At 60.8% G+C, this 11,559-nt stretch carries 9 protein-coding genes; 5 read left to right on the plus strand and 4 right to left on the minus strand.

The features are described from left to right. Positions 1–14 precede the first annotated feature (14 nt). The 3 genes from KEM63_RS08405 to KEM63_RS08415 all read right to left on the minus strand — a co-directional run bounded on the left by KEM63_RS08405 (position 15) and on the right by KEM63_RS08415 (position 3,725). Positions 15–1,079, minus strand: coding sequence for a hemolysin family protein (locus KEM63_RS08405; RefSeq protein WP_223650646.1), 1,065 nt, complete (start codon positions 1,077–1,079; stop codon positions 15–17). Then, positions 1,076–2,452, minus strand: a complete 1,377-nt coding sequence (locus KEM63_RS08410) for a hemolysin family protein (RefSeq protein ID WP_223650647.1) — start codon at positions 2,450–2,452, stop codon at positions 1,076–1,078. Before KEM63_RS08410 ends, KEM63_RS08405 begins: the two co-directional genes overlap by 4 nt. A 241-nt stretch (positions 2,453–2,693) precedes the next feature. Continuing rightward, positions 2,694–3,725, minus strand: coding sequence for an AI-2E family transporter (locus KEM63_RS08415; RefSeq protein ID WP_267461143.1), 1,032 nt, complete (start codon positions 3,723–3,725; stop codon positions 2,694–2,696). Between the two features lie 528 nt (positions 3,726–4,253). Between KEM63_RS08415 and KEM63_RS08420 the strand changes: the two genes are divergently transcribed. Next, on the plus strand, positions 4,254–5,261 hold the full coding sequence (locus tag KEM63_RS08420; protein ID WP_223650652.1) for a zinc-dependent alcohol dehydrogenase family protein: 1,008 nt from the start codon (positions 4,254–4,256) through the stop codon (positions 5,259–5,261). A gap of 63 nt (positions 5,262–5,324) precedes the next feature. Here the strand turns inward: KEM63_RS08420 and KEM63_RS08425 are convergent, their stop codons facing one another. Beyond that, positions 5,325–5,711: a MerR family transcriptional regulator gene (locus tag KEM63_RS08425; protein WP_223650653.1), complete on the minus strand. Its 387-nt coding sequence runs from the start codon at positions 5,709–5,711 to the stop codon at positions 5,325–5,327. A 159-nt stretch (positions 5,712–5,870) separates the two neighbouring features. On the opposite strand from KEM63_RS08425, the gene KEM63_RS08430 reads away from it, so the two are divergent. The 4 genes from KEM63_RS08430 (at position 5,871) to KEM63_RS08445 (ending at position 11,559) form a co-directional block, all read left to right on the plus strand. Then, a complete protein-coding gene (locus KEM63_RS08430; protein WP_223650655.1) occupies positions 5,871–7,034 on the plus strand; it encodes an isovaleryl-CoA dehydrogenase in 1,164 nt (387 codons plus the stop codon). 103 nt (positions 7,035–7,137) lie between these two features. Beyond that, on the plus strand, positions 7,138–8,745 hold the full coding sequence (locus KEM63_RS08435; RefSeq protein WP_223650658.1) for a carboxyl transferase domain-containing protein: 1,608 nt from the start codon (positions 7,138–7,140) through the stop codon (positions 8,743–8,745). Between the two features lie 58 nt (positions 8,746–8,803). Next, positions 8,804–9,604: a gamma-carboxygeranoyl-CoA hydratase gene (locus tag KEM63_RS08440; protein WP_223650660.1), complete on the plus strand. Its 801-nt coding sequence runs from the start codon at positions 8,804–8,806 to the stop codon at positions 9,602–9,604. After that, the gene (locus KEM63_RS08445; RefSeq protein WP_223650661.1) at positions 9,601–11,559 is read left to right on the plus strand and encodes an acetyl/propionyl/methylcrotonyl-CoA carboxylase subunit alpha; all 1,959 of its coding nucleotides are present in this window, start codon (positions 9,601–9,603) and stop codon (positions 11,557–11,559) included. Before KEM63_RS08440 ends, KEM63_RS08445 begins: the two co-directional genes overlap by 4 nt.

The raw sequence follows: 11,559 nt of genomic DNA on the forward strand, positions 1-11,559 counted from the left end.
TGCCCTGTCGTCACTTACTTTCCGGTTGCGCTCCGGGCTTGCGGATTTCGAGGTACGGTGCTGCCGGCGGGAGTAGGTGTCGGCAGCACCCGCTTGACGATATCTGCCAACGTCACAACGCCGCGCAGACCGGTTTCATCCGTCACTACGGCAAGTTGCACGCTCGCCTTGCGCATCCGTGCAAGCGCCTCATAGACCGGCGTTTCCGAGTTCAACACGAAGGCTACTCGCGCCAACTCCTGTGCAGGACGAGTCGGCAGATCCAGCAACGTGTCCCGAACGTGGACAACACTCGGCAGGCTTCCCTCGGGGGCAAGCAGCAGGATGCGCAGATGTCCTGACTCGATGGCAGCGGCGCGCACGTCGGCTACCGTCGCGTCTGGCATGACATGCACCGATTCTTCGCCCTCCACCAGCAAGGCCTTTACCGGCAGCGTTCCCAGATCAATCAGGCTGGAGAGTTGCTGGTGCATCTGCGGCTTGAGGGTTCCGACTTCGCCTGAATGTTCGACGAGCTGACGGATAGTTTCGATATCACGCCCACCTACCGCTGCGCTTTCCACCGGCTCCACGCCTGACGCTCTCACCAGCTTATTGGCGAGTCGATTCACTCCGCTTAATAACGGTCGCAGGGGCCAGATATACGCGCGTGAAATCAGGCCGATGGAAAGCGCCGACCTTTCAGGATGCGCGATAGCCCAGGACTTGGGCGCCATCTCACCAACAACCAAATGCAGAAACGTGACCAGAAACAGCGCAATGCCGAACGCCACCGCGCCTGCGCCCCATTCTGGCAAACCCCAGACAATGAATATCGGGTGAAGCCAGTAATCGACCGCAGGCTTGGTGACTGCCCCGAGCGCGAAGGTGCACAACGTGATACCCAGCTGCGCGCCGGCAAGCATTAACGTCAGATCATTCATTCCACGCAAGGCAGCCCGAGCGGAGGCGCTTTCCCCGGCCATTTCCTCGAGGCGGTGGCGACGGGCGCCGAGCAACGCAAACTCGATGACCACGAAGAAAGCGCTCAACGCGATGAGAGCGATGGTCACAACGATAACCAGCAGCGGGTCGCTCATTGCTCTTCCTCTTCCAGAGGCAGCTTCACCAGACGAATACGCACAGAGGTCGGCACGTGTCGCTCGATGCGCAGCACGTCTATCAACAGTCGATGCCTCATGGGTTCATCCGCAACGAGCTCAGCGGGGTCGACCGGGAGATCGACGATGACGGTATCGCCCTCGCGAGGGAGAGCGCCAAGTTGCGCAATGAGCATGCCCGCGATAGTTTCCACATCCCCAGGGGGCAGGTCGTGGCCAATGGTGCGTCTGACTTCATCAAGGTGCATGTCACCTTCCATCACCCATGTGTCATCCCCTTCGGCCACGACCGACGCCCCGACCTGAGCATCGTGCTCGTCAGTGATTTCACCGACAACTTCCATCGCCAGGTCCTCGATGGTAAGCACACCGGCGAAGCCACCGTACTCATCGATAACGCAAGCAAGCTGGTTGGTTGTCTGCACCAGTTGATCAAGTGCATCTGGCAGGAGCATCAAGGTGGGGAGCACGGTGGCAGGACGCATCAACGAGCCAACGGTGTCGCTCAGCTCTCCCGCGGAAATACGGGCCAGCACGTCGGCGAGGTGAACGACCCCCACTGGCGCGTCATCGTCATCGATCACGGGATAGCGCGTATGCGCGCTTGTCATCAGCTTACGAAGTTCGTCCAGGGTGGTGTCGGGATCTACCCAGTCAACCTGAGACCGAGGCACCATCGCATGTTCAACATTGCGGTGCGGAAAGTCGAGGATACGATCCATCATGAGCGAGAGTTCTAGCGGCAAATCCCCGCTTGCCCGCGAGTCGGCGATGATGTGAGGCAGATCCGCATCTGATGCACTGACATCCAGGTCATGCACGGGCTGAATCCGCAACAATCTCAAGAAGAGATTGGCGGCTTTGTCAAAAAAGCTGATCAGCCATCCGAAGACCGCCATATACCCCAGCGTCGAACGAGCCAGCGCGAGCGACAGCGGTTCGGGATTCGAAATGGCCAGATTCTTCGGGTACAGCTCACCTACGATCATCTGAAAGAGCGTCGCAACGACAAGCGCCAGCCCAGTGCCGACGGCGATGCCCGTTTCGAGCGAAACGCCAGTGGTCGCGAGCAACGCACCCAATGATTCGCCAACCAGCGGCTCGGCAACGTAACCGACAAGCAGGCCGGTAATGGTGATGCCCAACTGAGCACCGGAAAGCATGAAACTGGTGCGCTGAGTGACAGCCAGTGCACGGGCGGCAGACGGGTCACCAGCGGCAGCCAGCGCTGAGAGCCGGGTGCGGTCCACCGCCATGTACGCAAATTCCTGCGCAACGAAATAACCGTTCGCAGCGATAATCGCGACAATGACCAGAATGCCAAGCAGGAGAGTAAACAGGATTTCTATCATCGAACTGCCCGCCCACAGGCGAAAACAGGGCAAGCGCAGGGTCGTGCTGGGCTAGGGTCCACAAAGGGTTCCATGCTGGGAGGTGGAATAAGCTTACTGGCATCGGCCGAGCAGCGTCCAGCGGGGAAATGTTGTCAAATTGTGGCAACGACCGCCGAGCCACAGGCAAGCGACAGGACAGCCGAAGCAGATCGAAAGCTGCCGTCGGGCGAAACTGATGCCGCTGTGTTTAGGCCCAAACTCACTCGGGGAGTTCCGAGCGAGCCGCAGTGATGCTGTGCAAACTCTCTCGCCAGATGGCCACCAGCAACGCCATCAACACGGGCCCGATAAACAGCCCGACAATACCCATGGTAGTCACGCCACCGATCAGGCCGAAGAACGTGGGCAGGAACGGTAGCTTAATCGGCCCGCCGACCAACCGTGGCCGAATGGTCTTGTCGACAATGAACAGCTCGATGCTTCCCCAGAAAAATAGAGCCAAGCCAGCAACTGCATCCCCGCTCGCGCCGAGATACAGGGATACGAGCGTAAAGGCGAGCGGTGCGCCGCCGGGAATCAGCGCCATGAATCCAGTCAGAACGCCGAGCGCCACTGGAGATGGCACGCCTGCTATCCAATAGGCGGTGCCAAGAACAACGCCCTCGCCCAGCGCGACCAGACCCATGCCCGTGACAGTTGAGCTGACCGTAGCCGGCACCATTCTTGAGAAGCGTGCCCAGCGCTCACCCAGTGCGGCTTCTCCAACCTGATCAAGCTGGGCAGCAATAAGACGGCCATCCTTGTACACGAAAAACAGCGTGATCAGCATGAAGATCATGATCAGCAGCAAGTGAAAAACCCGGCTGCTCATCGCGAGTACCCAACGATAAATGCTTCCCAGCTGTTCTCCGCTCAACAAGGCGATCAGGTCGCTGAGGGCATGGGGCTCTCCGACATACTGCTGCCAATATGGAGCCAGCGCGCCGCCAATGACCGGGAACGACTGCAGCCAGTCTGGCATGACGGCTCCGGCGCGGTTGGCCTCGATCAACCATTCCAGCCAGCCCCTGACCTCTTCAAGAGCGAAAGCAAAAGCAAAGGAAAGCGGGACGATCAGCACCAGCATAACCGTAGCCACCGCGAGGCTGGCCGCAACCGCGTCCCGTCCGCCACATGACGCATGGAGACGCTGGTACACCGGCCAACTCGCGAAGCCGATGATCAGCGCACCTAAAACCGGCACCAGGAAATCGTGAAAAAAGTACGCCGCGATAAGCAGCAGAAAAATCAACAACCAACGTGAAATCAGACTGCCGGTAGCAGAATGCAAGGCCGTGTTCCTATTTGAGTGCGCAACCCGTAACGCTTCGGTGTGCCGGGGCTCTTGTACGAACGTCAGCAGCCGTCATGCGCCGCTTTCGTATGGACCAACGAAGCATTGTACGAGTCCAGAGCTGCTGAACAACCGCAACATGCAGCATCGCTGCAGACAGGCATGTAAGTCGCTGGGGTTGTGGTGGCGATATGGCTACTTATGCTTTCCATGAAAGTCTTTCCATGAGCAAGTTGCCTCCTGTTGTCATGACTCATTTGGACGTTCAGTGGCTGGACAGCATTCTTTACAGCGATACCGCCCCCCCATCGATCTGCTCCATTCTGCCATCAGCCAGCAAGGCGTCAGGTAGTTCGACACGCGTTGGGCTGACATGCCGACCGTCGCCGCCCCGAGAACCGTGCTCTACCGATGGGTTCTACATGGGCTCATCAAGCCGACGCGCGTCCGCAACGGTCAACAACCAATCAATCATCTGGAGGCAGCATGAAAGTCATGACCGTCGGTTCCCCTCGAGCCATCGAAGCGATCACCTTGGCTGAGCGGCTCGATCCGGGCGAGCCCGGCGCAGGGGAGATCCGTGTGGCAATGCATGGCAGCTCGCTCAATTTTCATGATCTAGCGGTCGTTGATGGCTACATCCCGAGCGAGGACGGGCGAATTCCATTGGCGGACGGTGCGGGAACCGTGGAAAGCGTCGGCGCGGGAGTCACCGAGTTCGTCGTTGGCGATATGGTCGTTTCCTGCTTCTTTCCTGATTGGCAGGATGGAGAGCCGGTGGCTGGCGGGTTTCGGCGCGTGCCTGGAGACGGTATCGACGGTTTCGCTCGGGAAGCGGTGGTGTTGCCTGCTACTGCCTTCACCCATGCGCCGCGAGGCTATGACGCGGTTGAAGCGGCGTGCATTACCACGGCAGGGCTAACGGCGTGGCGTGCGCTAGTGGTCGATGGTCAGCTCAAGGCCGGCGATACGGTTCTATTGCTCGGCACCGGCGGTGTGTCGACCTGGGCGCTTCAAATAGCCAAGCTCATGGGCGCAACCGTGGCGATCACGTCGTCATCAGATGAAAAGCTCAAGCGGGCGAAGGGCCTCGGCGCGGATTTTACCGTCAATTACCGTCAGGAAGAGAATTGGGGTAAGGCCGTGCTGAACTGGACCGCTGGGCAGGGTGTGGATCACGTAGTCGAAGTTGGCGGGCCGGGCACCCTTGCGCAGTCGATCAAGGCCGTACGTTTTGGCGGGCATATTTCTCTGATCGGCGTGTTGACCGGAACAATGGGTGAGGTGCCGACGGCTGCGTTGATGAGCAAGCAGGTGCGGTTGCAAGGCATCACGGTTGGCAACCGGCGCCAGCAACAGGACTTTGTCCGGGCATTGAACAGCAGCGGCATACGCCCAGTGATCGACAGCTGCTTTCCGCTGGAGCAGCTTGCCGATGCCTTCAAGCACGAAGCGAGCGGTAGTCACTTCGGCAAGATCGGCGTGCAATGGTAAGAGCATTTTGCGCCGGGGGCGATCCCCGGCCCACGCATACGGCAGAGGCCGACGGCCGCCGTCTCAGTCCTCCATGATCCCGGCCAGCGCCGCGCGGCAGCGCTCTTCTGCCGCATCCAGCTCCATCTGCATGTGCTGAATATCCAGCAATTGCTGCTCCAACTGCAGTCGGCGCTCGGCGATCTTGCCCAACATGATGTTCAACTGATGATGGTTGTCGCCATGGGGATCGTAAAGCGCGATCAGCTCCTTGCATTCGGCCAGCGAGAAGCCGATACGCTTGCCACGCAGAATCAGTTTCAGGGTGCCACGGTCCCTGGATGTGTAAATGCGCTCCTGGCCCCGCCGGGTCGGGGTCAGCATGCCCTGCTCTTCGTAGAACCGGATCGTGCGGGTGGTCACATCCAGCTCCCGTGACAATTCGGAAATGCTGTAGGTCCTGCCAGTCATAGACGTTCCTTGGCGACAGTTACGAGATCAACGGGATGGTATGGGTTGCAATGGCGCACGTTGACAGTCCGCTGCATCGCCTTTACGTTAACGTAAAGCAGAAATGGCTGACAATCGTTTCATTGATTGCCTCCAGAAGAACAATAATCAAGGTGCGCCATGACATACCCCAGCTTGAATTTCGCCCTCGGCGAAACCATCGACATGCTGCGCGAACAGGTACGGCACTTCGTTGCCACCGAACTGGCACCGCGGGCTGCGGACATCGACAGCAGCAATCACTTTCCTGCAGACATGTGGCGCCGGTTCGGCGACCTGGGCTTGCTCGGCATCACCGTGGAAGAAGAATACGGCGGCTCGGGCCTCGGCTATCTCGCGCATGTCGTTGCCATGGAGGAAATCAGCCGCGGCTCCGCATCGGTGGCGCTGTCCTATGGCGCGCATTCCAACCTGTGCGTCAACCAGATCAAACGCAACGGCAGCGCCGAACAGAAATCCCGGTACCTGCCCAAGCTCGTCTCCGGTGAACACGTCGGCGCCTTGGCGATGAGCGAGCCCAGCGCCGGATCGGACGTGGTGTCGATGAAGCTGCGTGCCGACAAGCGCGGCGACCATTATGTACTCAACGGCAGCAAGACCTGGATAACCAACGGGCCCGACGCCGATACCTATGTGATCTACGCCAAAACAGCTCCCGACAAGGGGCCCCAGGGAATCAGCGCCTTCATCGTGGAGCGGGACTGGAAGGGTTTTTCACGGAGCGAAAAGTTCGACAAGCTCGGTATGCGCGGATCCAACACCTGCGAGCTGTTTTTCGATGATGTGGAAGTGCCCGAGGAAAACGTGCTGGGCACGGAGAATGGCGGTGTGCGGGTACTGATGAGCGGCCTGGATTACGAGCGCGTGGTGCTATCCGGCGGCCCGGTGGGCATCATGCAGGCGGCCATGGATGTCATCGTGCCGTACATTCACGATCGCAAGCAGTTCGGTCAGAGCATCGGCGAATTTCAGCTTATCCAGGGCAAGGTCGCTGACATGTATACGCAGCTCAACGCCAGCCGAGCCTACCTGTACGCTGTGGCTCAGGCCTGCGACCGCGGCGAAACCACGCGCAAGGATGCCGCCGGGGTCATTCTCTATACGGCCGAACGGGCGACCCAGATAGCGCTGGACGCCATCCAGATTCTCGGCGGCAATGGCTACATCAACGACTACCCCACCGGTCGCCTGCTGCGCGATGCCAAGCTGTATGAGATTGGCGCCGGCACCAGCGAGATCCGCCGCATGCTCATCGGGCGGGAACTGTTCAACGAAACCAGGTGATACGTGGTTTCAGCGCTGCAAGTCGAACGACGCGCCACGTCGGAGCACGCGAGTACCTGGCATACGGTTCGTGCTGACATTGACCACCTGACGGAGTGGGCTCATGGCCATCCTGAACACACACATCAACACCCGCTCGCCCGAGTTCGCTGCCAATAGCGCCTGCATGCGCGACCAGGTCGACGCGCTTCGCACGCTGCTTGCAAGCATCCACGAAGGCGGCGGCACCAGGGCGCAGGAACGCCACAGATCGCGCGGCAAATTGTTGCCCCGCGAACGCATCAACAGCCTGCTCGATGCCGGTTCCGCCTTTCTCGAGATCAACCAGCTCGCAGCGCATGGTGTATACGATGAGGACGTGCCGGCTGCTGGCGTGATAGCCGGTATCGGTCGCGTGGAAGGCGTCGAATGCATGATCGTGGCCAACGATGCCACGGTAAAAGGCGGGAGCTACTATCCGCTTACCGTCAAAAAACACCTTCGCGCCCAGGCGATAGCACAACAGAACCGCCTACCGTGCATCTATCTGGTCGACTCGGGGGGCGCAAACCTGCCCAGGCAGGACGAAGTCTTCCCGGATCGAGACCATTTCGGTCGTATCTTCTTCAACCAGGCCAACATGAGTGCGATGGGTATACCCCAGATTGCTGTCGTCATGGGCTCGTGCACTGCCGGCGGCGCCTACGTACCGGCCATGAGCGATGAAACGATCATGGTGCGTAATCAGGCGACCATCTTTCTCGCTGGTCCGCCGCTGGTAAAGGCCGCTACCGGCGAGGAAGTCAGCGCCGAAGACCTTGGCGGCGCCGATCTCCATTGCAGGACCAGTGGCGTGGCGGATCATTACGCTGACAACGACGAGCACGCCCTGGCGATCACCCGGCGCTGCATCGCCAACCTCAACTGGCGCAAGCAGGGCGTAATCAACACCCGCGCTCCGATCCCGCCGGCGCATGCACCTGAAGAGCTCTACGGCATCATCCCGGCACAAGCCAAGCAGCCTTTTGAGGTGCGCGAGGTAATTGCTCGCATCGTCGACGGGAGTGAGTTCGATGAGTTCAAGGCGCTGTTCGGCACGACCCTGGTCTGCGGCTTCGCCCATCTGCATGGCTACCCCGTGGCGATCCTGGCCAACAACGGCGTGCTGTTCGCCGAGGCGGCGCAGAAAGGCGCACATTTCATTGAGCTGGCCTGCCAGCGGGGCATTCCCCTGGTGTTCCTGCAGAACATCACCGGGTTCATGGTCGGACAGAAATACGAGGCAGGCGGCATTGCCAAACACGGTGCCAAGCTGGTAACTGCCGTGGCCTGCGCACAGGTACCCAAGTTCACGGTGATCATTGGTGGCAGTTTTGGAGCCGGCAACTACGGCATGTGCGGTCGCGCCTACGACCCACGGTTTCTATGGATGTGGCCGAATGCGCGCATCGGCGTAATGGGCGCCGAACAGGCGGCCGGCGTGCTCGTGCAGGTCAAGCGCGAGCAGAGCGAGCGGGCTGGAGAACCCTTCGGCAGCGAGGAAGAAGCACGCATCAAACAACCGATCCTCGCGCAATACGAATTGCAGGGGCACCCGTACTATTCCAGCGCCCGACTCTGGGATGACGGCGTCATCGATCCCGCGCAGACACGTGATGTACTCGGCCTGGCCATTTCTGCTTCGCTCAACGCGCCGATCGAACAGACCCGGTTCGGCGTATTTCGCATGTAACCGCCCTCGTTCCGTTGAAAACCGATTGAGCTGAGCAACGTGTGTTTTTGGAGCGTTTATGACTGACTTTACTACCGTGCAGATCGAACCTGACGCACGCGGCTTCGCCACCCTGTGGCTGGATCGCCCTGAAAAGAACAATGCGTTCAACGCCGAGATGATCCGCGAACTGAACCGTGCGCTGAATGCCATCGCCGACGACACAAGCCTGCGCTTTCTGGTGTTGCGTGGCCGCGGCCGACACTTCAGCGCCGGCGCCGATCTTGCCTGGATGCGGCAATCAGCCTCACTCGATTACCAGGCAAACCTGGAAGATGCGCATGAGCTGGCGGACCTGATGTACAGACTGTACGCCCTCCCCATCCCTACCCTGGCTGTCGTCCAGGGTGCGGCCTTTGGTGGCGCGGTTGGTCTGGTCAGCTGTTGCGATGTGGCCATAGGCGCAGACGATGCGCTGTTCAGTCTTTCTGAAGTCAGGATCGGGCTGGCGCCGGCGGTGATCAGTCCATTCGTGGTGCAGGCCATTGGCGAGCGTGCCATGCGCCGCTACGCCCTGACCGCCGAACGCTTCGGCGCAGAGCGGGCACGTGAGCTTGGGCTGCTGTGCCAATGCTGTCCTGCAGATGAGCTCGATCAGCACGTCGGGCAGTGGATCGACAATCTGCTGCTGAACAGCCCGCAGGCGATGTCGGCGACCAAGGCACTGCTGCGCGAAGTGGGCAGCGGCGTGCTCCAACCGGAATTACGCCGGTATACCGAAGAGTGCATCGCCCGCATCCGCGTCAGCGACGAAGGTCAGGAAGGTCTCAACGCCTTCCTCGCAAAACGCGCTCCGGCGTGGCAAGGGCAACCTTCATGAGTAACCAGCCTATCGACACGATCCTCATTGCCAATCGGGGCGAAATCGCCTGCCGGGTGATGCGCACCGCTCGGGCATTGGGCCTGAAATCCGTCGCAGTGCACAGCGCCATTGATCGTCAGGCTCGCCATGTGCGTGAAGCCGATCTGGCCATCGACCTCGGTGGCGCCAAGCCGGCTGACAGCTATCTGGTGATCGACAGGATCATCGGCGCGGCGACGCTCAGCGGCGCGCAGGCGATCCATCCCGGGTACGGTTTCCTCTCCGAAAACGCTGACTTTGCCCGAGCCGTCGAGCAGGCGGGCTTGATTTTTATCGGTCCCCCCGCCAGCGCCATCGACGCCATGGGGAGCAAAGCGGGTGCCAAGGCGCTGATGGAATCAGCCGGTGTCCCGCTGGTCCCGGGCTACCATGGCGCGGAGCAGGACGTCGACACGTTCCGGGCCGCAGCCGAGCGTATCGGCTACCCGGTCCTGCTCAAGGCCACGGCAGGGGGTGGCGGCAAGGGCATGAAGGTGGTGGCGCGGGAAGCGGAGCTGGCTGATGCCCTGCAGTCGGCGCAGCGCGAAGCACAGTCTGCCTTCGGCGACTCACGAATGCTGGTAGAAAAATACGTGCTCGCGCCGCGTCATGTCGAGATTCAGGTGTTTGCCGATCAGCACGGACACTGCCTCTACCTCAATGAACGCGACTGCTCGATCCAGCGACGTCATCAGAAGGTTGTGGAAGAAGCGCCAGCGCCTGGGCTGACGCCTGCGCTGCGCCGTGCCATGGGCGAAGCGGCAGTCAAGGCGGCCCTTGCCATCGGGTACGTCGGCGCCGGGACGGTGGAGTTTCTCCTTGATGCGCGTGGGGACTTCTTCTTCATGGAGATGAATACACGACTGCAGGTGGAGCATCCGGTTACCGAAGCCATCACCGGGCTCGACCTGGTCGCCTGGCAAATTCGCGTGGCGCGCGGCGAGCCCCTGCCGATCCGTCAGGATGAGGTGCAACTGAATGGACACGCAATCGAGGTCCGCCTGTATGCAGAGGATCCGGAGCAGGATTTCCTGCCAGCGAGCGGCAGACTTCATCTGTATCGCGAACCGGCCAGCGGGCCCGGACGAAGGGTTGATTCCGGCGTGTCTCAAGGGGACGACATATCGCCGTTCTACGACCCGATGCTGGGCAAGTTGATCGCCTGGGGTGAAACCCGTGAAGAAGCTCGGCTGCGGTTGCTGGCGATGCTGGGGGAGACGGCGTTGGGCGGGTTCGAGACCAACCTGCCCTTTCTGAAGCGCATCCTGGCGCACCCGGCCTTTACTGCGGGCGACCTGGACACCGGTTTCATCGAACGCTATCAGGCAGAGCTGTTACCGGGGCGTGCGGAACTGCCGGACGCATTCTGGCTGCTCGCGGCAGATGCCTGGCTGCAAAGCGCGCCAAGACACGGTCAGCCCCGCGCCGGCTACTCGCCCTGGAACCTGCGCAGCGGCTGGCGCTTGGGGCTCCCCGCCGAGGCGGAACTCCATCTGTGTTGCCAGGGCGCCGACAGGAAGGTTCGCCTATGTCCGGAAGGCCAGGCTCGGCTCGACGGAGAAACAGCGTGCAGCCTCGGCTCGGACGGAACGGAGCAACGCATCAAAGCGATCCGTCAGGGCGACACGCTGTATCTTGACTGGCAGGGTCAGCTCTATCCAGTGACCCGCTTCGACCCGATTGCTGCAGCGCAAGCCAGTCACACACCCCAAGGCGGTCTTGCCGCGCCCATGAACGGCAGTATCGTGCGCGTATTGATCCAGCCGGGCCAGACCGTCGAGGCCGGCACGGCACTGGTCGTGCTGGAGGCAATGAAGATGGAGCACAGCATCCGTGCACCCCACGCGGGTATGATCAAGGCCCTGTTCTGCGTTGAAGGCGACATGGTCAGCGAGGGCACGATTCTGGTCGACATCGAGCAACCACAGGCTTAA

Source organism: Halopseudomonas nanhaiensis (assembly GCF_020025155.1).
GTDB classification, from domain to species: domain Bacteria; phylum Pseudomonadota; class Gammaproteobacteria; order Pseudomonadales; family Pseudomonadaceae; genus Halopseudomonas; species Halopseudomonas nanhaiensis.

What these genes read in the sequence shown, in the direction of transcription:
- KEM63_RS08445 (WP_223650661.1), top strand. Translation starts at nt 9,601, where the DNA reads ATGAGTAACCAGCCTATCGACACGATCCTCATTGCCAATCGGGGCGAA.
- KEM63_RS08420 (WP_223650652.1), top strand. Translation starts at nt 4,254, where the DNA reads ATGAAAGTCATGACCGTCGGTTCCCCTCGAGCCATCGAAGCGATCACC.
- KEM63_RS08430 (WP_223650655.1), top strand. Translation starts at nt 5,871, where the DNA reads ATGACATACCCCAGCTTGAATTTCGCCCTCGGCGAAACCATCGACATG.
- KEM63_RS08405 (WP_223650646.1), bottom strand. Translation starts at nt 1,079, where the DNA reads ATGAGCGACCCGCTGCTGGTTATCGTTGTGACCATCGCTCTCATCGCG.
- KEM63_RS08440 (WP_223650660.1), top strand. Translation starts at nt 8,804, where the DNA reads ATGACTGACTTTACTACCGTGCAGATCGAACCTGACGCACGCGGCTTC.
- KEM63_RS08425 (WP_223650653.1), bottom strand. Translation starts at nt 5,711, where the DNA reads ATGACTGGCAGGACCTACAGCATTTCCGAATTGTCACGGGAGCTGGAT.
- KEM63_RS08410 (WP_223650647.1), bottom strand. Translation starts at nt 2,452, where the DNA reads ATGATAGAAATCCTGTTTACTCTCCTGCTTGGCATTCTGGTCATTGTC.
- KEM63_RS08435 (WP_223650658.1), top strand. Translation starts at nt 7,138, where the DNA reads ATGGCCATCCTGAACACACACATCAACACCCGCTCGCCCGAGTTCGCT.